The following is a 20777-nucleotide window of genomic DNA, read 5'->3' as shown; positions in this document are numbered from 1 at the left end:
AAGGCATGACCAGCATTTCCCCGACTGACAGCGTGATGGCGATACGCAACGCCATCCTTCAGAAGAACGCCGCCCTGCGCGACGTTGCCCAGACCGGCACGGTCGGCGGCGGTGTGGGTGTTGGCGGGGCCGAGGGCACGAAGCCCGGCGGCTTCACCGAAGCGCTCAACTCCGCGCTCCAGCAGGTGAACGGCCTGCAGAGCCAGGCTGGGGAGGCGGCTTCCGCCTTCGAACGGGGCGAAACGACTGACATCGCCGCCGTCATGCTGGCCAAGCAGCAGGCTTCGGTCAGCTTCGAAGCGACCCTTCAGGTCCGCAACAAACTCCTGTCCGCTTATAAGGACATCATGAGCATGCCGGTATAATCCATGAGCGAGAACGCACTCACCCTCGATGGCGGCGCCGCCGCCCTCCCCGCCACCAGCTCCGCCGGTTTCGGCGGCGCGAAGGGCGCCGATGCACTCAAAGCGCGCTTCACGGGCTTCATCAAGCAGCCTGCGGTGGCGAAAAGCCTGCCGCTGCTTGGCCTGCTGGGCGTCGTCGCCACGGCTGGCGCGGCATGGCTTGCGCTGCGCGAACCGCCGCAGCGCGACCTGTTCCGCGGCCTGCCCGATGCCGACAAATCGGCGGTTGCGCAGGTGCTGGACCAGAACGGCCTCGCCTATGACTTCGACAAGTCGGGCGCAATGACCGTGGCCGAGGACGATTATTTCAAGGCGAAGATGATGCTCGCCGCGCAGGGGCTGCCAAAGAGCGCGCCCGACGGCAACAGCATGATCGACAGCCTGCCGATGGGGGCATCGCGCGCCGTCGAAGGCGAAAAGCTCCGTTCGGCCCGCGAAATGGACCTTGCCCGCACGATCGAGGCGATCGACAGCGTTGAGAGCGCCAAGGTTCACCTCGCCGTCGAGCCGCCCAGCGTCTTCCTGCGGGATCGTGCCAAGCCTTCGGCATCGATCATGCTCCGCCTTGCGTCGGGTCGCACGTTGACCGACGCGCAGGTAAGCGCGATCGTTCACCTCGTCGCGTCCTCGGTGCCGGAACTCAGCCCCGACCAGATTTCGCTGGTCGATCAGAATGGGCGCCTGCTCAGCAATAATGACGGCAACGCTGCCGATGATCGTCAGCTGGCCGTGCAGGGCAAGATCGAGGATCGCTACCGCCAATCGGTGATCGCGCTGCTGACCCCCATCCTGGGCGAAGGCAAATTCTCGACTGAGGTGCGCGCCGAACTCAATTTCGCCGAACGCCAGGCGACCCGCGAAAGCTTCCCGCAGGATGAGGCGCGCCTTCGCACAGAGCAGGGGACATGGGCATCCGATCCGCGCGGTCAGGGTGCTGGCGGCGAAGCAAGCGGTGTTCCGGGCGCGCTGAGCAATCAGGCGCCGGTCAACCCGACCGTCACGCAGACTAATCCCAACGGCCAGGCCGTCAGCCAGGGCACGCAGGCCAATCAGCCCGCCACCCCGGCGAGCGCGCCGATGAAGACCGAGGAAACCTTCAACCGCAGCTTTGAGCTGGGTCGTGAAGTGTCGGTCACCAAGGATGCCGTCGGCACCGTCAAGCGCCTGTCGGTCGCTGTCGCGCTCGACAATGGCGCGGATGGCAAGCCTCGTTCGGCGCAGGAAATCGCCGCTCTGGAAGCGCTGGTGAAGGGCGCGGTCGGTTTCGATCAGGCGCGTGGCGACGTGGTCGCCCTGTCCTCGCGCAGCTTCGTGAAGGCGGAGGAAGTCAAAACCCCCTGGTATGAGGCCGACTGGGTCTCGCCGCTGGTGCGCAACCTGTCCGCCCTCGCCGTCGCGCTGCTCGTCATCTTCGGCATCGGCCGCCCGCTGCTCAAGCGCCGCGCCGCCGCTCAGGAAGCCGCCGCTGCCAACATGGCTGCGCAGGGTCAGAAGATCGGCCGCGAAATCTCGACCGAGATTGGGCGGCAGGCCAGCGTGGCCCCTGCCGGAGGTCAGGCTGTCACGCTCGACATGATCTCCTCCACTTATGACTATGCGCAGCGCGCCGACCTCATCCGCAATTTCGTGAAGCAGGACCCGGATCGTGCCGCCCTCGTCGTCCGCGACCTCCTGAAAGAAGGGAAGAAGGACAATGGCTGAAGCCATGGAAGCCCCAAATGGTCTTGGTGCGATCAAAGGTAGCGCTGCCGCCGCCGTCCTCCTGATGCTGTTCGATGAGGATGAAGCCGCGCAGATCCTCTCGCGCCTGGAACCCGACGAAGTCCGCCAGCTTGGCTATGCGATGTACGATGTCGCCGATGTCGCGGTCGAGGAAGTCAATGAGGCGCTCGACCATTTCGTGACCAAGGCGAAGAAGCGCACCACCATCGGATATGGCGCGACCCGCCATATCCGCGGTGCGATGACCAAGGCGTTGGGCGAAGAACGCGCGGAAACCATCCTGGCGCGCATCACCCCGCCAACCCGCTCCACCCAGCTGGAAATGCTGAAGTGGATGGACGCCAAGGAAGTGGCTTCCCTGATCGAGGCGGAGCATCCGCAGATCATGGCGATCGTGCTCGCTCATCTGGAAGCGCCCGTCGCCGCCGATGTGCTGCAACTGCTTCCCGCCGAATATCAGGAAGAGATCGTCTATCGCATCGCCACGCTCGGCCCCGTGTCGAACGAGGCGCTTGACGACCTGGAGCAGCTTCTGCTGCGCGGTTCCACGTCCAAGAAGCAGGGTGCGGCATCGCAGCGCGGCGGCACGATCGAAGCGGCCGCGATCATGAACAATGTCCGCAAGGAAAATGAGCAGCGGATCATGAAGGCCGTCGCCAAGCGCGACAAGATGATCGCGCAGACGATCGAAGAAGAGATGTTCGTGTTCGATAACCTGATCGACATGGATGACAAGAATATGGGCACGCTGATGCGCACCATCGACAGCTCCGTGTTGGTCGTGGCGCTAAAGGGCGCGAACGAGATGCTGAAGGGCAAGATCTTCGGCGCCATGTCCGCCCGCGCGGCGCAGGCGATCGCCGACGAGATCGAGGAACGCGGCCCCATTCGCCTTGCAGAGGTGATGGAGGCGCAAAAGCTCATCATCGCCACCGCGCGCCGCATGGCTGACGCGGGAACCATCATGCTGGGTGGCAAGGGGAACGACTTTGTTTAAGGTCTGGGACGCCAGCAGCTGCCAGGATGCGTCCAGCATCCCCTTGGGCGGCATGGGACAGGTGAAGAGCGGCAGCTTCCGCAGCCTCTATTCCGACGCGGCTCCCGCGTCCGGCAGGGCGATGCACGATACCGTGCCCGCCATGACCGACGAAGACATTATCGAGCAGGCGCGGATGGAAGCCTTCACCCTCGGCTTCGATGAAGGATGTCGGGTCGTCGGCGACGCCGCAGCCGCCGATGCCGAAGCGCGCGCGCGCTTGGCGGAAGCGCTGGAAAATCTTTCCCCCGCGCCCAGCGGCATGCTGTCCACCATGTTGTCGGCCACGGTCGTCCGGCTGGTCGAACAGATCGTCGGCGAGGTCGAAATCGATTTGGAGCGGCTGGTGCAGCGCTGCGACGCTGTCGCCGCCTTTATCGAGGATAATGAGGACAAGAGCGCGCTGCACCTGCATCCCGACGATGTCGCCATGCTGGAAGGCGAGGCAATCGGCGTGAAGCTGGTCGGCGACCCTGCCATGCATCGTGGTTGCGTACGTCTCGAAACGGCTGACGGCTGGGTCGAGGATGGCCCGGACGTGCGCCTGTCGCGCCTGCGCGCGCTGATGGACGATATGGAAGGTCGTTCATGAAGGGGATTTGGGCATGATCAAGGCTTCGCTTGCCCAGGCCGAAAGCCTGTTCGACCATCTGCAAGTCCAGAACCGTGCACCCCGCCATGTGGGACGGCTGGTCAGCCACGACGCAGGCATGCTGGAGGTCACAGGCTTCCGCAAGCCGATCGGCGCGGGCGCGCGGGTGATCGCATCGGACGGCACAATCTGCCGCGCCGAAGTCATCGGCTTTCGTGGTGACAAGACGCTGCTCGTGCCGCTCGACAATGATGTGCCGCTGGAAAATGGCGCGCGCGTCGAACCGGACAGCCAGGCGAATATGGTGCAGGTGGGCGAGGGCCTGATCGGCCGCGTCATCGACGCCATGGGCCAGCCGCTCGACCGCAAGGGACCGATCATCGCGGGCGGCAGCTGGCCGCTCAACGGCGTGAAGGGCAACGTCCTCGACCGTGGCCGCGTCACCGAACCGTTCGACCTTGGCGTCCGTGCCGTCAACGCGCTGCTTACCGCCGGGCGCGGCCAGCGTATCGCCATCATCGCAGGGTCTGGGGTCGGCAAGTCGGTCCTGATGGGCCAGATGATCGCCGGAGCCGAAGCCGACATCGTCGTCGTGGGCCTGATCGGCGAACGTGGCCGCGAAGTCAGCGACTTCCTTGAAACCAAGCTCAAAAATTCGATGAATAAGTCGATCGTCGTCGCCGTGCCCGCCGACCATCCTCCGGTGCTGCGCCTGCGCGCCGCCGCCCGCGCCACCGCCATCGCCGAATATTTCCGCGCACGCGGCAAGAAGGTGCTGCTGCTAATCGACAGCCTCACCCGCTGCGCCCATGCCCAGCGCGAGATCGGCCTCGCTCTTGGTGAACCGCCCGCAATGAAGGGCTATCCGCCCTCCGCCCTTGCGCTGATTCCCCGTTTGGTGGAACGCGCTGGCGTCGATGCCCGCACCGGCGGTTCGATCACCGCGCTCTACACCGTTCTCGCCGATGGCGACGATACCGACGACCCAATCGTGGACGCTGCCCGCGCCATCGTTGACGGGCATTTCGTTCTGTCGCGCCATCTGTCGGAACAGGCGATCTTCCCGGCCATCGACATCGGCAAGTCGCTCTCGCGCGTCATGGCCGATGTGGTGCCGGACGAGCATCGCATGGCCGCCGCCGCCTACCGCCGCCTCTGGGCCGCTTATGAGGAAAATCGCGACCTCATCCTGATGGGTGCTTATCGTCCCGGCAATGACCCGGTGATCGACGAAGCCGTGCAGCGCCGACAGGAAATCCTCGACTTCATCCGGCAGGATCAGAAGAGCCGCATCGACCTCGACACCAGCGCTGGCGCGCTGATCGCTGAGTTTGGCGCGTGAAGGGTCCGCTCAAAACCCGCCAGCGCGTGCTGCGCGTCCGCCATGTGCAACATGCCATGGCTGTCGCTGAAACCGCCCGCGCCCGCGACGAAGCAGACGGCATCGAGCGTAACGCCGACAGGCTGCGGAAGGTGCGGAGCGATCTTTTTTCCAATCCCGGCATGGCAACTGGCGCGAATTTTGCAGCAATGCAGGAACTTGCTGGTCGGCTGGAGCAGGCTGGCCGTCAGCTGGATGGTGCGCTCTACGATGCGCGCCGCAAGGTTGAGGCGAAGGAAGGCCTTACCCTGGCGGCCAATCGGGATCGCGAAATCGCCGAAAAGCTCAAGGATCGCGCCCGCGCGGACCTGGAGGAATGGCGGGAAACCAAGCTGGCGGCGCTGCCGCGCTACCGCCGGATGCAGCGGACAGGAGATGTATGATATGAACATGCTTTCCAGCCTGAAGGCACTGCTTTTTTCCTCGGCCTCGCCGGGCGTCGCGGCGATTCAGCCAGCCGCACCGGGCGATACGGCGGACTTCGCCGCGCTGCTTAATGGCACCATGGTCGAAGAGCCTGGCGCTTCTCCGGCCCTGCCGCAGATTGACGCGCAGGATGCCGCCGTCGCCCTGCCAGAGATTCCCGGCGTTGAGGGGCAGGATGCTGCTGCAACCACCCCGATTCTTCCCATGAACATCGGTCAGCCAGAGGCCACGCCTGCGCATGGTCATGTGCCGCACGGGCTTGCCATAGCGGTTGCCGCTGGCAAGGATTTGCCGTCATCATTGCCGCCTGGCCGAGCGCTGGGTCTCATCAAGCAGGCTGCTGATGCGCCAATCGATGAGCAGGCACAGGTCGAGCCTGCCGGACTTCCCGTGAAGTCTGAGGCAGGTTTGCCGAACGAAGCGCCCATTCTGCCTGAAGCCGCATTGCCGGAACAAGCGAAACAAGCGGAACAACCGGAACAAGTGGTCGAACCCCTTCACTTGCCCAAGCCGCGCCCGGACATCCGTAAGGACGACGCAGCGCCGGAAGCGATCAGTCCGGTGGTAGAGGACGCTCCTCAGGTCCCCACAAAATCTTCCCGCAAGGAAAAGGCGAAGACTGAACTGCCGCAGCAGGATGCCGTGACTGTGGCGCCAGCGCCGCAACCCGTCGCGGTAGCTGCGGATGTTCCGCCGATCGCTTCCGTGCCGGTGGTCGCAGATCAGGCGTCGGCGGACAATCCGCAAGACACCGCCGCTACGTCAAACATGCCCGCGATGGCGGGGGCGACGCCACCGGCGCCGAAAGGCTCGCCGCTACCGCGCGAAGCTGGAGGGATCGTTCCTGACAAGCAGGCCGCGCGCCGTGAGGGCAAGATTCCGTCAGCGGTTCCCGAGGCACCCGTTGCAACTGCCGGAAACGAAAGCCCGGCGCCCGAACCTGCCGTGGCAGCAGCGCCAGTCCTGAACGGCAAGCCAATGAAGGCAGAAGCGATTGCCCTGCTGCAAATCGTGCGTGAACAGGTGGCCGCGCGCCAAACGGGCGCGTCGGTGCGGGTTGGTGAACAGGTCTCGGCCGCCGCTCATGCGAAAGCCGATGCATCGGCTCGTCCTGCCGACACAGCGTTCGATCCCTCCATCCTTCCACCGCCCTCTGACGTGGTTCCGACCGTTCCTGCCGCCTCTGCGCCGCAGGGCGCCGCGCCGTCCTTGGCAATCGCCTCGCCCTCGCCTGACCTGTCCGCCAGCCTTGGCGCTCAGGTCGTCGACATGGGCGTATCGGGCCAGTGGATCGACGGGCTGGCCCGCGATATCGCCGGGCTGTCCGCAAATGGCGCGCAGGGGCGTTTCCAGATCGATACGCACCATCTTGGCGCCGTGCAGGTGGACATTCGCCATGATACGGATGGCGCCGCTGTCAGCCTGACCGTTGCCAGCGAGGCGGCGGAAATGGCCTTGCGTCAGGATAGCGACCGGTTGAAGCTGGACGCAGGCCTCGCCGCCGTGCGTATCGCCGAGGTGAAGGTCGAACGTGCGCCCGCTGTCGCCGAAGCGCATCGCGCCGAGACGGCCAGTCAGTCCTCGTCGCAGCAGCAGCAGCAACAGTCGCAGCAGGGCTCTCAAACGTCCGCCTGGGCGCAGAATGGCGGCCAGAATATGGGCCAGCCCCAGGGTCATCAAAACCGCTGGCAGGGGCGCGAAAATAACGGCTTTGGCCCTAAAGGTTCCGGCGATCCTGCCGTTCTTAACCATGCAGACGCGCAGCCCGCCGCCCATGACAGGGCGCGCGCGCGGTACGCATAGGATTTAAGGACATTCGGGGGACCGGTAGATGAGCGACGAGGCGAAGGCGAAGAAGAAAAAGGGCGGGGGCATGAAGATGATCCTGCTGGCCGCCGCCGCGCTCGTTCTGGGTGGCGCGGGAACAGCTGGCGGGCTTTATGCCGCCGGTTTCTTCAGCGCCAAGGAAGAAGGCCCCAAGGAAGATCCCAACAAGCCGGTCCTCGTCCTGGCGGGCGAGAGCGCCGAGGAAGTGGCCAAGGCCCATGGCATGGGTGGTGAAGGCCATGGCGAAGGCGGCGAAGGCGGAGGTGGCGGCACGCATGCGCCCGCGCACAAGCCGGGCAAGGGCATCGACCTGCCCACGCCCGCCAATCCGGCCGCCTATCAGGCGACCTATTTCCAGTTGCAGGCGCCCTTTACCTCCAACATGTCGGACACCGACGCCTTCGCCCAGATTTCGGTCGCTGTATCGACCTATTACGACCTGCGCGTGATCGAGGCGATCAAGACCCACGAGATGGCGATTCGCAGCCAGGTTCTGATGATGCTCGCGCAGCAGCCCGAAACGATGCTGGCGACGCCCGAAGGCAAACGCCAGCTCCAGGGGCGCATAAAGGGCGTCATAAACGATATTTTGAAGCAAAAGACGGGCTATGGCGGCATAGATAACGTTTATTTTACAAATTTCGTGATCCAATAGCCTGAAAACATTGGATTTCATGTTAATTTTTCCGTCACTCCATGCGACAAAACGTCGCATGGAAAATTAACAGATTAATGAGCCAGAAACAGCGAGTTGGCGGCGGCCGTCGCATCGGAAATCCTGGTCACCCAAGTGACCAATTGGGACGGGAGGTGGACTGATGCGCCATATGCTACTCGTTCGCGCGCAAGCGGCGCCACTCAGCATCATACGATGCCGGACGAACGGAGGCCTCTCGCGCATCAGTTCGGCAAGATTAACCTCGCGGGAAATTTCCCCAGCAATCTTTTGAGGCCGTTCTTGAACCGGAAACTCTACTTCGACAGCAACATATTTTCGCGGATCGCTCGAAAGGGCGAACTAGAAGAAGTTTGCGATTGGATTCAGTCCAATGCTGCAGCAGTCATCTTTCCAGATGCCGCCATCGCTGAAATGGACCGTATACCGGACCTTCAAGTCCGGCGGGAGCGATACCTTTCAGTAGGTCGGATATGTACGTTTCTTGACGACTGGATCATCGAGCTAGTCGCCCAGGAATTCATCGGTGAAGTGCGCAGGTGCAGACCAGAATGGTTGACGCCGCTGGTTTCTACTTCTTCGCGCTTGGAAGGTGTGAAGGAGGGACGTCGAGTGGTCTTCGATGACCTGCGCCACGGCTCAACTGATGCGGTCGAGCAAAGAGCTCAGGTCGCCCAACGACATCACTGGCTCAAAGATGAGACGAAGGGCGTTCAAAAAAACTCTCAGAGAAAGGAGTTTGATGGGATCGTTTTCGACAAAGTAACCGGAAAGGAGGTGCGCCGTTGGCCCATAGACAATTTTGAGGATAAATGGCGTATCGATTTTATGATTACATGGTGGCAGTCCGTTGGTGAGCGCCTTGCCGGTGGATTAGACTTTCAGATATGCACAGACCATGTCATTGCTTCCGACGCTTTGCGATCGACTAAAGAGTTCGATATATTCTGCTTTTCAGAGGTAAAAGCGGAAAACGTCCCCTTAAATATATTGAGAGCTGCGATTTGGGAAGCTCAACTGGAACAGCGCATTAAAGCTAGTAATGCAGGCGACAACCTGCATGCCGTCCACCTTTTCAAGACTGATTTATTTTTTACGGCAGACAAGCCGTTTTATGATCTTTTGATTGATGCAAGAAATCTAGTATCGTTTCCTGCTAAAATCATATTTGTTGACCGCGATGAGGGTCGGACGGTTGACTACTTGCAGGCCGCGTGGACGAACGCCGCGTCATGATATCCAGGGTTCGATACAAGCGCAGCTCGCGGACGCGCTGTCTGTTGCCTCATGGATCTAACCTTCTCGTAATAAGGTGCGCGTCGTAGAAAATTAATCGGTAACCGTGGTCCCTTCAGCAGGCGGGCTGCGCCCGAGTTCCATGCGATAAAACAACGCTTTAAGAGCGATGTCGCATAATCTGAAAGGGTTAAGTGACTGTTTTTAAAGAATTCGATTTAACGTTTATTTTACCAATTTCGTTATTCAATAGGGGTGCCTGAAAGGTCGGGAAGTCCCCCGGTCCACTAGGGCAGGGGACTATCATGACCGACGTTCAGACCTACGCCCTTGGGCGCGGGGAATCGCAGACACCACAGCTGCTGTCCGGACTAGACCGGCTGGGCGAAAAGCTCGGCCGACGTTTGCGTGCCTTGATCGAGCCTATCTCCGGCGTGCGCCCGCACATCGCGATGCTCGACGCGCGGGTGCTCGATTTCGGCGAATGGTCGGCGGAAGTGCCCGCCTTTTCCAGCATCGGCGTCTATCGCATCACGCCGCTCAAAGGGCAGATGCTGCTGCGCATGGACGCGGCCATGATCTCGACCCTGGTAGATTGCTTCTATGGCGGCCCCGGCAATCGCCCGTTGCCCGCGCGCGGCGAGTTCACGCCGACCGAGGACCGCCTGATCAGCCGTATTTCCGAAGGCGTGATCGCACGTCTCGTCGAAAGCTGGGCCGATATCCTGCCGCTGGAAATTGGCCTCATCGTCCGTGAAGCGGGCATCGGCTTCGCGTCGGCCGCGCAGCCGGGCGAACAGATGGTGCTGCAACGCTTCATGCTCAGCATCGCGCGCGATCAGGAATGGCCGATCGACCTGCTGTTTCCGCTTTCGTCGCTGCGTGCGGTGGAGCCGCTTATGGGCGCCAAGGCCAAGGTCGATGAAGAACGCATCGATCCCGTGTGGCAGGCGCGCATCGCTAATCGCATGCGCGACATCCGCCTGCCTGCCCGAACCGTGCTGGCACGCCCCAACCTCTCCCTCGCCGACCTCATGCAGTTGAAGACCGGCGACATCATTCCAGTAAATATCAGCCGCAGCCTGCCGCTGATTGTGGGCGATCGTATCGTCGCTCACGGATCAATCGGCGAGCAGGACGGCCGCGCCGCATTCCAGATCGAAAAGATAGCACAGGGACCTGACCAATGAGTGACATGAGCGACGCGCCGCGGATTGACGGCTTTGCCGAAGAAGGGCTGAGCCGCATGGCGAACAACCGCCAGTTCCGGCTGCTGGCCGACATTCCCGTCCGCATGTCGGTGGAGGTCGGCTCCACTTCGCTGCGCCTGGCGGAGGTCATGGACTTGGCCGAAGGCAGCATCGTGGAACTGGACCGTCAGGCCGACGACCTGCTCGACATCATGGTCAACGGCGCCCTGATCGCGAAGGGCGAGGTCGTCACGGTGAATGGCCGCTACGGCATCCGCATCGTCGATATCGCCGCCGCCGAAAGCCGCCTTGCCGGGGTCGAACGGCGCGGCTGATCGCGATCAATGCCTTTTTCTCTTGCTGCGCGCCGATCTTTCTGATTCGGAAAGGCGATTAACCATGAAAGCGGATCGCGCCCCATGTTCTGGTACTTCGTCAAACTGCTGATCCTCCTGCCGCTGGTTGGCGGGATGGCCTTTGGCGCGCTGTGGCTGTGGCGCAAATATCAGCCCGGCATGATGGCGGGGCAGGACGGCCGGTCCCTGAAGATGCTGGAGGCGCTGCCGCTCGGCACCTTCGGCAAGCTCGCCGTCGTGGAGTTCGAGGGCAAGAAGATCCTGTTATCGGTCACACGCGGCCGGATCGAAAAGATCGCGGAAGGCGATCCCTATCGTGCGGGGCGCTGAGCTTCTCCCCTCCGTTCGCCCTGAGCCTGTCGAAGGGCATCCCTTCTCTTTAAGAAGTGAAGGGCTTCGACAAGCTCAGCCCGAACGGGTGTCAGGGCGTCTGGTGATCGCCCTTCTGGTCGCAGGGCTGCTGTCTTGGTTGTTCTTAACGACTCCCGCGCTGGCCCAAGCCGCCGCCCCCGCCGCTCCCGTCGATAATGGCGGCGCGCTGACCAAGGCGATGGGCGCGATTTCGGGCGACGGCCGTTCGCTGTCGCTATCGCTGCAAATCCTCGTCCTCATGAGCCTGCTGTCGGTTCTGCCGTCGCTCGTGCTCATGATGACCAGCTTCACCCGCATCATCATCGTTCTGTCGCTGCTGCGCCAGGCGCTCGGGCTGCAACAGACCCCGCCCAATCAGGTGCTGGTCGGCCTCTCGCTCTTCCTCTCGCTCTTCGTGATGCGCCCCGCGATCGACCAGATCAACGCGCAGGCCTTCGACCCCTATGGCAAAGGACAGATCAGCATCGAGGAAGCGGTCGGCCGCTCGGGCAAGGTGCTGCACGGCTTCATGACCAAGCAGACGCGCGAAACCGACCTCAAGCTGTTCGCTAATCTTGCCGAAGCGCCTACTTTCCGCTCGCCTGCGGACATTCCCTTCTCGATCCTGCTGCCTGCTTTCGTGACGTCGGAGCTTAAGACGGCATTTCAGATCGGCTTCATGATCTTCCTGCCGTTTCTCATCATCGACCTTGTCGTCGCCTCCACGCTGATGGCGCTCGGCATGATGATGTTGTCGCCGACGATCATCTCCATGCCGTTCAAGCTGCTGCTGTTCGTGCTGGTCGATGGGTGGGCGCTGACCATGGGGTCGCTGGCGGGATCGTTTGCGACGTGAGCAAGGCAATTTCCTCTCCACCGTTCGCCCTGAGCTTGTCGAAGGGCTTCTCTTCTTTTGAAGAAGGAAAGGGCTTCGACATTCGAACGAGGCGAGTGACTCGTTCGGACAGCCCGAACGGCTTCTTGGGACGGGGATAGAAGGTGGACAACGCCGACTTCTTCATGGGCCTCGCCCAACAGGCGCTCTGGATCACGGCGCTGGCCGCCGCGCCGATCCTGATCCCCGCGCTTATCGCAGGCGTCCTCATCGGCATGGTGCAGGCCGCGACCTCCATCAACGAACAGACGTTGAGCTTCATCCCCAAGATCATCGTCGTCGGCGCGATGCTGGTGCTGTTCGGTGGGTCGATCCTTGTCCTGATCGCCGATTTCACCCGCGAGATATTTGAACGCATCCCGGACCTGCTGCAATGATCGCACCGGGCTTCGCGAATGTGGAGACGCAGCTGTGGATCTGGCTGATCGCCATGATCCGTCCGGGCGCGGCCTTCATCGCGGCGCCCGTGTTTGGCGCGCCTTCCGTGCCGCTGCCGCTGCGCTTCATCCTGTCGCTTGCCCTTGGCATGGCCGCCCTCAACAGCGTCACCATCCAGCTGCCGCAGGACGGCGTGGCCAGTTTCGCAGGCGTCATGCTGGTCGCGGGCGAGGTGCTGGCGGGCCTCGCCATGGGGTTTGCGGTGCAGATCGGTTATGCCGCCGCCTTCGTCGCGGGGGAGACGATCGGCAACGCCATGGGCCTCAACTTCGCGGCCATGGTCGATCCTTCCTCGGGCCAGCATACGCAGGCGGTCGGCACATTCCTGTCCATCCTCGCCACCTTCCTGCTGCTCGGCATGGACGGCCACCTGATGCTCGCCAGCTTCGTGGTGCAAAGTTACAAGGCGCTGCCGCCGGGCGACGCAATGCTGAGCAATGATGCGGTCTGGCACCTCGTCCAGTTCGGCGGCTCCCTGCTCGGAGCGGGCGTGACCGTCGCGCTGCCGGTCGGCTTCGCGCTGATCCTCGTGCAGATCATCATGGGCATGCTCGCCCGCAGCGCGCCCTCGCTCAACCTGTTCGCCGTGGGCATGCCGGTCGCCGTCATGGCGGGCCTCATCCTGCTCGCTGTCGCCGCGCCCGTCATGGGCGAGGGGCTGACCGCCGCGCTCAAGGCTGGCCTCGATCAGGCCCAGTCGATCGCGGAGGGCCGCTGACATGGCGGGCGATAATGGCGGCGGCGAAAAGACCGAAAAGCCAACACAAAAGAAATTGCAGGATGCGGCCAAGAAGGGCGACATCCTCCAGTCCAAGGAACTCGCAACCGCGCTTGTCGTGATGGCGGGCATTGGCTGGATCGCGGTGACAGGGCCGTCCGTCGTCGAATCCCTGTCGCAGATGCTGATCGAGGCGCTGCGTTTCCGCCGAGAGGACATTACCGATTTTGCGCCTGCCGCGCGTGGCATGAGCCTGCTCACCGGCATCGCCCTGCCGGTCGGCGGCATATTGCTCGCGACGACGCTCGCCGCGATCGCCGGGCCAGCCATCCTCGGCTCGCTCGGCTTCCGCCCCGGCGCCTTCGCGCCCAAGGCGTCGAAGCTCAATCCGGCGGCGGGCCTCAAGCGTATGTTCGGCATGCAGGGCCTGATCGAACTGATGAAGTCGGTCGCCAAGGTCACGCTGCTCGGAGCGATCGGCGTCTGGCTAATCTGGGACCGGCTGACCGCCATCATCGGCCTCGGCTCGCAGGGCCTCGCGCCTGCCATGTCCGACCTCGGCAACATGTTCATCATGACCTGCCTCATCATGGCGGGCGGCCTGTTCCTGATCGCTGGCATCGATGTGCCCGCCCAGATCATGCAGCGGTCCAAGCGCCTCGGCATGAGCAAGCAGGACATCAAGGACGAGCATAAGGAAAGCGAAGGCTCGCCGGAGCTGAAGGGCCATATCCGCCGCCGCCAGTTCGAGGTGCTGAGCGGATCGACGCGCAAGGCCGTGGCCGAAGCCAGCGTCATCATCACCAACCCGACACACTTCGCCGTCGCCCTGCGCTACAAGCCGGGGCAGGACGCGGCGCCAGTCGTGGTCGCGAAGGGCTGCGACGCGATCGCCGCCGCCATTCGCGAGCTGGCCGACCAAAATGGTGTCACCGTCCTGCAATATCCCGACCTTGCCCGCGCCATCTACTTCACCTCACGCGCCGGGCAGATCGTCAATGAAGGCCTCTACATGGCGGTCGCGACCGTCCTTGCCTTCGTCTTCCGCGTGGAAAACCGGATGGCGAGCGAGATTGATCGGCCCTTCATCAGCGTGCCCGACGATCTGCGCTTCGATGCCGATGGCCAGAAGCTCTGAACAAAATTCTCAAGGTGAACTAAATCTTAGGTATTGCTGGCCGTAATATATTCATGGGGACGCATTAGGATGGTGCGTCATGAACGAGTATGTTTCACGGAGCGACTTAACGCAGGTTGATCGGGCATCATCCCGAACGCCTTCGGCCGTGCCCGCAGTCCAGCCCATTGCAGCCCAGCAAGGCGTCGATCCGCATGCGAGCAAGCCCCAGAGCGGCGACCCGCACTCCACTCTGTCCGAAAATGATCTCGCCAGCGCGGCGGAATATGCCAGGGTGCATGCCCGCGTGGCCGACATCCTGGCACAACTGCGATCGACCTCGGCCGGGCCCACGGTTGAAGGGGCTGAGGCCGAAATTCAATCGCTGCTGCCCACACCGATGATCCTGGTGCCGTTGCCGCCCGCGTCGAAGGAAGTGGTCGAAAGCGCCGTCACCTTGGGCAAACGCATTGCCGAGCAGGCAAGCTATGCCCATGCCGCGCAGGCGCATCTGCGCCGTGGCACGGTGGATCAGCTGCTTTCAATCGAGGGTTGAGGAAAGATCGCCGCGCGCGATCTTCCTGACCCCATGAAAATCATTCCTAAAGGTCTTCGTCCTAGAGCCGTTCTCATCCTCGAAAGGACGGACGATGACCTCGGTAAGCAGCAGCATTTCAACAGCGCTCGGCATTGGGTCCGGCATCGATACCGGAGCGCTGGTCACCAGCCTGGTGAGCGCCGCCCGCGACCCGAAGCAAAAGGTCATCACCGATCGCCAGACCACCAACAATGCACGGATTTCGGCGCTCGCATCGGCCTCCAGCTCGCTCGATACTTTTGCCAACGCGCTGAACAGCCTGCTCGCCGGAACGGGTTTCGCGGGTTCGCCCGCTTCCAATGATCCCAGCATCGCGGCCGTCAGCCTGCTGCCGGGCGGCGTGCCAAAGCTGCCAGCGCAGCTTCAGGTGCAGCAGCTTGCTTCTGCGCAGACGATTGCGTCGGCGCCCGATTCAGGCGCAACCGCCGCCACCGTGCTTGGCGCGGGCAGCTTCTCGCTGACAGTGGGCACGGGCGCCGCTGTCCCCATCACGCTGGGTGCGGGTGCGACCTATGCCGATCTTGCCGCCGCGATCAACGCAGCCGGGACAAGCGTCAGCGCCAGCGTCATCACCGACAATCAGGGCACGCGCCTGGTGATGAAGGGCGCGACGGGCGACGCGAACAGCTTTACCTTCACCAACACCTCTTCGCCTGCAAACGCGGCGCTCGACGCCTTCACATGGGATGGCGCGACCGGCGGGATGACGCGTCAGGTGCAGGCCAAGGATTCGATCATCTTTCTGGACGGCGTCGAGCAGCATTATAGCAGCAACACGATCGACACCGCCATCGCCAACCTGCGCATCGACCTGAACAAGGCCGCGCCGGGCACCAACGTCACGCTGGCGACGACCGAGCCGACCACGTCGATGCGCGACCTGATGGTCGAGTTCGTCGATGCCTATAATACGCTGATGAAGGCGTTGAACACCGCCACGGCGGCTGGGGGCGACTCGTCCAGCGCGGGCGCGTTGAACGGCGAGGCATCGATCCGCGACATGAAGCGGCAGCTGTCGCAGATGACGTCGGCCGTGCTGGCGCCCACGGGAACCTACACGACGCTGTCGTCCATCGGTGTCAGCACCAATCGCGACGGCACGCTGAAGCTGGACACTGCCATGCTCGACAAGGCGCTTCTCGCCGACCCCGCCGGGATCACCCAGATGCTGAACCCGGCGGTCAAGTCGGACACGAAGCCCGGCCTCGCTGGTCTGATGGACAGCGTGCGCGACAAGATCCAGCAGACGGACGGGCCGCTGGCCACGGCGAAGAGCAAATATGAAAAGCTGGGCGAGGCGCTGACCGCGCAGCTGGAAAAGCTGAACGACCAGATGACCGACTATCAGGCGCAGCTTTCGAAGGTTTATTCGGAAATGGACAAGCGTCTGGCGGCCTTCAAGGCGACGCAGAACTATCTGGAACAGCAGGTCGCCATGTGGACCAAGAGCGATAATTGATAACAGGGGTCAGGTAAGATGTTCTACTCTCAACAGGGCTATGCAGGCAATCGCGCGGCGCGCGGCTATGCGGCGGTGCATTCGGGCAGCCGGATCGAAGGCGCGACACCCCATGCGCTGGTCAAGGTGCTGTTCGACGAACTGCTGATCGCGCTGGAAGCCACCGCGCTCGCCGAACGCAACAACGATCGTCTCAAGGTTTCCGACAAGCAGGCGCGCGCCATGTCGATCCTCATCGCGCTCGAATCCAGTCTCGACTTCGACAAGGGCGGCGACATCGCCATGGGTCTCGCCCAAATCTACCGCGAAGCGCGCCGTCTGCTGCTGCTCAGCGCCAAGGAACGCTCGGCCGATCATGCAGAGCAGGCCCGCGACATCATCGCGGAAATCGCCGACGCCTGGAACCAGATCGGGTAAGGGCTGGCGCCTCCACAGCGCACTTGCACCACCCCGGCGGCGCTAGTATAGGCGACGCTCGCAAAGGGCGGCCCGGCGGGGGCCGCCTTTTTGCGTTTTGAGACTTTTTCATCAGCCCCAGCGAAGGGAGGGCCACCATGTCGATTACGCCGCTCATGCCCGTTTACCCCCGGTGCGATGTCCGCCCGGTCCGAGGCGAGGGCTGCTATCTGATCGGCGAGCGTGGCGAGCGTTATCTCGACTTCGCCAGCGGCATCGCGGTCAACCTGCTCGGCCATGGTCACCCGAGGCTGGTGAAGGCGATCGCGGATCAGGCCGCGACGCTGATGCACACGTCGAACCTCTACGGCATGCCGCTCGGCGAGAAATTCGCGCAGCGTCTGGTCGATTCGACTTTCGCCGACACGGTCTTCTTCACCAATTCGGGCGCTGAGGCGGTCGAATGCGCGATCAAGACCGCGCGCCGCTACCATTATGCCAATGGCGAGGCGCATCGCCACAACATCATCAGCTTCGACAACGCCTTCCACGGTCGGACGCTGGGGACCATTTCGGCCACCAGCCAGCCCAAGATGCGCGACGGCTTCGAACCGCTTCTGCCCGGCTTCACCGTCGTGCCGTTCAACGATCTGGAAGCTGCCGCCGCTGCCGTCGATGAGAACACGGCCGGTTTCCTCGTCGAAACCGTGCAGGGCGAAGGCGGCGTGACGCCCGCGACCCAAGAGTTCCTCGCCGGCCTGCGCAAGCTGTGCGACGAAAAGGGCATGCTGCTGATCCTGGACGAGGTGCAGTGCGGCTATGCCCGCACCGGCACCTTCTTCGCCCATGAGCAATATGGCGTGAACCCCGACATCATGGCCGTCGCCAAGGGCATCGGCGCGGGCTTCCCGCTCGGCGCCTGCCTCGCGACGGAGGAAGCGGCCAAGGGCATGGTGTTCGGCACCCATGGCTCCACCTATGGCGGCAACCCGCTCGCCATGGCGGTCGGCCTGACTGTCCTGGACGAAGTGCTGGGCGAAGGCTTCCTCGATCATGTGAACAGCATTGGTGCGCGCCTGCGTTCGGCGTTGGAGCAGCTTATCCCCAACCACGACATGTTCGAGGATGTGCGCGGCCTTGGCCTGATGCTCGGCGTCAAACTCAAGGACAGCAGCGACGCGCGCGAGTTCGTGGCTCATCTGCGCGACAATCATGGGTTGCTGGTGGTGTCGGCGGGGCAGAATGTCGTCCGCATCCTGCCGCCGCTCATCATTGACGAGAAGCATGTCGCCGAATGCATCGAAAAGCTGTCCGCTGGTGCCCGCAGCTTCGCGGAGGCTTCAGCGGCATAGTACCAACTTCCGTTCGCCCTGAGCTTGTCGAAGGGCATTCCTTCTTCTGAAGAAAGAAGAGGGCTTCGACAGGCTCAGCCCGAACGGGTTGAAGGGTTTGATCATGACCAGACATTTCCTGAATCTATCCGACGCTGGCGCCGACGCGCTCGCCGCTATGCTTTCCGACGCCATCGACCGGAAAACCGCCCGCAAGGCCCTGCCAAAGGGCCAGGCCGACGCCGACGCGCCGCTCGCTGGCCATACGCTGGCGATGATCTTCGAAAAGAACAGCACCCGCACCCGCGTCAGCTTCGACATGGCGATCCGCCAGCTTGGCGGCACCTCGCTGATCCTCGATGGCGCGACCAGCCAGCTTGGCCGGGGCGAAACCGTGGCGGACACGGCCCGCGTGCTCAGCCGCATGTGCGACATGATCATGATCCGCACCGACGATCATGCAAAGATCGAGGAAATGGCCCGCTATGCCACCGTCCCGGTCATCAACGGCCTCACCGACCTGTCGCACCCCTGCCAGATCACGGCGGACCTGCTGACGCTGGTCGAACATGGCGTCGCCTTGCCCGGCAGCCAGTGGGCATGGCTGGGCGATGGCAATAATGTCCTCCACTCGATCATCGAAGCGGCGGGCCTTTTCAAATTCGACCTGCGCATCGCCGTACCCGAAGGCTATGAGCCCGATCACGCCTTCATCAAGGAAGCGCAGGCTCTGGGCGCGGGCATCACGCTCACGCGCGATCCCGTCGAAGCGGTGGCAGGTGCCGACGCCGTCGTCACCGACACCTGGATTTCCATGGGTCAGGCGCATGCGGACGAAAAGCTCAAAGCCATGATGCCCTATCAGGTCACGCAAGAGCTGATGGCAAAGGCAAAGCCCAGCGCGAAATTCCTGCACTGCCTGCCCGCCCATCGCGGCGAAGAGGTCGTGCCAGAGGTCATCGACGGCCCACAATCGCTGATCTGGGATGAGGCGGAAAACCGCATTCATGCGCAAAAGTCCGTGCTGCTATGGGCGGCGGGCCGCCTTGGTTGAGTTTGCCGGACATATTCCTATCTAGCAGCGAACCGGCCGGGCGATAACGCCCGGCCGCCGCTATATTCCCGCCCTGCACCGGGACTAACGGAGCTTGTCTTGAACGCATCCGATATCGATCAGGCCCTGGGCTTCACCATTCCGTCGCGTCATGCGCGCGGGCGCATCCTTCGCCTTGGGCCGGTGCTGGATCAGGTGCTTGCCGCCCATGCCTATCCCCCGCCAGTCGAAAGGCTGCTCGCCTCCGCGCTGGTCCTCGCGGCGCTGCTCGGTTCGACGCTCAAGGATGCGGGCGGACAGCTGACGCTTCAGGCGCATAACGAACATGGCGTCGTCAGCCTGCTCGTCGCCGATTACAAGGGCGGCGAAGTGCGCGGTTACGCCAAGTTCGATGCCGATCGGCTGGCGGAGCTGGGGCCTGATCCGACGCTGTTCGGCCTGTTCGGCAAAGGCTTTCTCGCCATCACCTTCGACCAGGCGGTGACTGGTGAGCGCTATCAGGGCATCGTCCCGCTCGACGGCGATTCGCTCGCGCAGGCGGCCGAACATTATTTCTTCCAGTCCGAACAAATCCCCAGTGTCGTCCAGATCGCTGTCCGCCACGAAGCGGGGCAGGGCTGCTTCGCCGCAGGCATGCTGCTCCAGCATCTGCCCGAAGGTGAAGTGGGCCGCGAACGGCTCCACACGCGGCATGATCATCCCGAATGGGAACATGTTCAGGCACTGGCCGTCACGCTCAGTGATGATGAACTTACCGACGAAGCGCTGCCGCTGACCGATATCGTCTGGCGCCTGTTCCATGAGGAAGAGGTGGTGCGCGTCACCGATCCGGTCGCCCTGACCAAGGGTTGCCGCTGCGATCTGGCCCATATCCGCAGCGTGATCGGCCGGTTCCCTGCCGAAGAACGTGCCCAAATGGCTGATGAACAGGGGGTCATTGGGGTGGATTGCGCCTTTTGTTCGCGTTTGTTTCCAGTTTCGCTGGACAGTTTCGCGCAAGGCTGACACGAATTTATTGCGACTTCGGAGCAGGTTGGGGCGTTAGCGGGGGCTGGCGCTATCAACCCGCCGGATTTGGGTGCATGAAAGGCGGTGCCGCCATGCACGCGGCGAGCCGCTCCGGAGTTCGGGATGAAATACGGGGGCTATCGAATGACGTCAGGTCTGCATGCCTTGAGCGCGGCCATCGCGATGCTGATCGCTGCATCGCCGGTCGGGTCGCAGGCGCTTTCCGAACCGCCGCTCAGGGGGCTGGAACCGGGCGAATGGGAATTGCGCGAACGGCCGGAGGAAGGCGGGAAGGGCGATATACGCCGTATCTGCCTTACCGATATTCGCCAATTGATCCAGCTTCGTCATGCTCGCAGCAGCTGCAAAAGGCTGACGATCGACGAAAGCGCCAAACGGCTGACGGTCAGCTACGATTGCGCTGGGGCAGGGGGCGGGCGCACCGACCTGCGCATCGAAACGTCCCGGCTGGTGCAGATCCACGCTCAGGGGATTGCGGGCGGCGCGCCCTTCTCCTTCAGCATGGAAGGACGGCGCATCGGCGCCTGCCATTGACCGCACCCGCT

At 63.0% G+C, this 20777-nt stretch carries 23 protein-coding genes; all 23 read left to right on the top strand.

What is annotated here, in order from left to right; all coding sequences use genetic code 11:
* Window positions 1-5 precede the first annotated feature (5 nt).
* The 23 genes from fliE to IZV00_RS08770 all read left to right on the top strand — a co-directional run bounded on the left by fliE (window position 6) and on the right by IZV00_RS08770 (window position 20766).
* Window positions 6-365 carry a flagellar hook-basal body complex protein FliE gene (gene fliE / locus IZV00_RS08880; RefSeq protein WP_196224322.1) on the top strand — a complete coding sequence of 120 codons (360 nt, stop codon included), beginning with the start codon at window positions 6-8 and terminating at the stop codon, window positions 363-365.
* A 3-nt stretch (window positions 366-368) separates the two neighbouring features.
* Window positions 369-2105 (top strand): flagellar basal-body MS-ring/collar protein FliF, encoded by a 1737-nt coding sequence (gene fliF, locus IZV00_RS08875; RefSeq protein WP_196224321.1) that lies wholly within the window; start codon window positions 369-371, stop codon window positions 2103-2105.
* Window positions 2098-3123, top strand: a complete 1026-nt coding sequence (gene fliG, locus IZV00_RS08870; RefSeq protein WP_230463152.1) for a flagellar motor switch protein FliG — start codon at window positions 2098-2100, stop codon at window positions 3121-3123. Before fliF ends, fliG begins: the two co-directional genes overlap by 8 nt.
* A gap of 52 nt (window positions 3124-3175) precedes the next feature.
* Window positions 3176-3754: a FliH/SctL family protein gene (locus IZV00_RS08865; RefSeq protein WP_196226584.1), complete on the top strand. Its 579-nt coding sequence runs from the start codon at window positions 3176-3178 to the stop codon at window positions 3752-3754.
* A 13-nt stretch (window positions 3755-3767) separates the two neighbouring features.
* On the top strand, window positions 3768-5096 hold the full coding sequence (locus IZV00_RS08860; RefSeq protein WP_196224320.1) for a FliI/YscN family ATPase: 1329 nt from the start codon (window positions 3768-3770) through the stop codon (window positions 5094-5096).
* 56 nt (window positions 5097-5152) lie between these two features.
* A complete protein-coding gene (locus IZV00_RS08855) occupies window positions 5153-5518 on the top strand; it encodes a hypothetical protein (protein ID WP_443020076.1) in 366 nt (121 codons plus the stop codon).
* A gap of 1 nt (window position 5519) precedes the next feature.
* Window positions 5520-7364, top strand: a complete 1845-nt coding sequence (locus tag IZV00_RS08850; RefSeq protein WP_230463151.1) for a flagellar hook-length control protein FliK — start codon at window positions 5520-5522, stop codon at window positions 7362-7364.
* Window positions 7365-7392: 28 nt separating this feature from the next.
* Window positions 7393-8043: a flagellar basal body-associated FliL family protein gene (locus tag IZV00_RS08845; protein ID WP_196224317.1), complete on the top strand. Its 651-nt coding sequence runs from the start codon at window positions 7393-7395 to the stop codon at window positions 8041-8043.
* A 96-nt stretch (window positions 8044-8139) separates the two neighbouring features.
* Complete coding sequence (locus IZV00_RS08840; protein ID WP_196224316.1) at window positions 8140-9300, top strand: hypothetical protein; 1161 nt, start codon at window positions 8140-8142, stop codon at window positions 9298-9300.
* A 305-nt stretch (window positions 9301-9605) separates the two neighbouring features.
* The gene (locus IZV00_RS08835) at window positions 9606-10490 is read left to right on the top strand and encodes a flagellar motor switch protein FliM (protein WP_196224315.1); all 885 of its coding nucleotides are present in this window, start codon (window positions 9606-9608) and stop codon (window positions 10488-10490) included.
* The gene (gene fliN, locus IZV00_RS08830) at window positions 10487-10825 is read left to right on the top strand and encodes a flagellar motor switch protein FliN (protein ID WP_196224314.1); all 339 of its coding nucleotides are present in this window, start codon (window positions 10487-10489) and stop codon (window positions 10823-10825) included. The genes IZV00_RS08835 and fliN overlap by 4 nt, the downstream gene beginning before the upstream one ends.
* An 84-nt stretch (window positions 10826-10909) precedes the next feature.
* Window positions 10910-11176, top strand: coding sequence for a FliO/MopB family protein (locus tag IZV00_RS08825; RefSeq protein ID WP_021236401.1), 267 nt, complete (start codon window positions 10910-10912; stop codon window positions 11174-11176).
* A gap of 103 nt (window positions 11177-11279) precedes the next feature.
* Entirely contained in the window at window positions 11280-12053 is a 774-nt protein-coding gene (gene fliP / locus IZV00_RS08820; protein WP_329604455.1) for a flagellar type III secretion system pore protein FliP, read from the top strand.
* Window positions 12054-12196: 143 nt separating this feature from the next.
* Window positions 12197-12469: a flagellar biosynthesis protein FliQ gene (fliQ, locus tag IZV00_RS08815; protein ID WP_066527003.1), complete on the top strand. Its 273-nt coding sequence runs from the start codon at window positions 12197-12199 to the stop codon at window positions 12467-12469.
* Complete coding sequence (gene fliR / locus IZV00_RS08810; protein WP_196224312.1) at window positions 12466-13248, top strand: flagellar biosynthetic protein FliR; 783 nt, start codon at window positions 12466-12468, stop codon at window positions 13246-13248. Before fliQ ends, fliR begins: the two co-directional genes overlap by 4 nt.
* Before the next feature lies 1 nt (window position 13249).
* Complete coding sequence (gene flhB / locus IZV00_RS08805) at window positions 13250-14386, top strand: flagellar type III secretion system protein FlhB (protein WP_196224311.1); 1137 nt, start codon at window positions 13250-13252, stop codon at window positions 14384-14386.
* Window positions 14387-14465: 79 nt separating this feature from the next.
* Window positions 14466-14921 carry a hypothetical protein gene (locus tag IZV00_RS08800; RefSeq protein WP_196224310.1) on the top strand — a complete coding sequence of 152 codons (456 nt, stop codon included), beginning with the start codon at window positions 14466-14468 and terminating at the stop codon, window positions 14919-14921.
* A gap of 94 nt (window positions 14922-15015) precedes the next feature.
* Window positions 15016-16422 (top strand): flagellar filament capping protein FliD, encoded by a 1407-nt coding sequence (gene fliD / locus IZV00_RS08795; protein ID WP_196224309.1) that lies wholly within the window; start codon window positions 15016-15018, stop codon window positions 16420-16422.
* A gap of 18 nt (window positions 16423-16440) precedes the next feature.
* Entirely contained in the window at window positions 16441-16839 is a 399-nt protein-coding gene (locus tag IZV00_RS08790; RefSeq protein ID WP_196224308.1) for a flagellar export chaperone FliS, read from the top strand.
* A gap of 137 nt (window positions 16840-16976) precedes the next feature.
* On the top strand, window positions 16977-18170 hold the full coding sequence (locus IZV00_RS08785; RefSeq protein ID WP_196224307.1) for an aspartate aminotransferase family protein: 1194 nt from the start codon (window positions 16977-16979) through the stop codon (window positions 18168-18170).
* A 103-nt stretch (window positions 18171-18273) separates the two neighbouring features.
* Window positions 18274-19203, top strand: coding sequence for an ornithine carbamoyltransferase (gene argF, locus IZV00_RS08780; protein ID WP_196224306.1), 930 nt, complete (start codon window positions 18274-18276; stop codon window positions 19201-19203).
* Window positions 19204-19302: 99 nt separating this feature from the next.
* Window positions 19303-20208: an Hsp33 family molecular chaperone HslO gene (hslO, locus tag IZV00_RS08775; protein WP_196224305.1), complete on the top strand. Its 906-nt coding sequence runs from the start codon at window positions 19303-19305 to the stop codon at window positions 20206-20208.
* Between the two features lie 147 nt (window positions 20209-20355).
* The gene (locus IZV00_RS08770) at window positions 20356-20766 is read left to right on the top strand and encodes a DUF3617 domain-containing protein (RefSeq protein WP_196224304.1); all 411 of its coding nucleotides are present in this window, start codon (window positions 20356-20358) and stop codon (window positions 20764-20766) included.
* Window positions 20767-20777: the final 11 nt, after the last annotated feature.

The organism is Sphingobium sp. Cam5-1 (assembly GCF_015693305.1).
Classification (GTDB): domain Bacteria; phylum Pseudomonadota; class Alphaproteobacteria; order Sphingomonadales; family Sphingomonadaceae; genus Sphingobium.
Note: the sequence above shows the minus strand (reverse complement) of the source record. Positions and strands in the feature narration are given on the sequence as shown.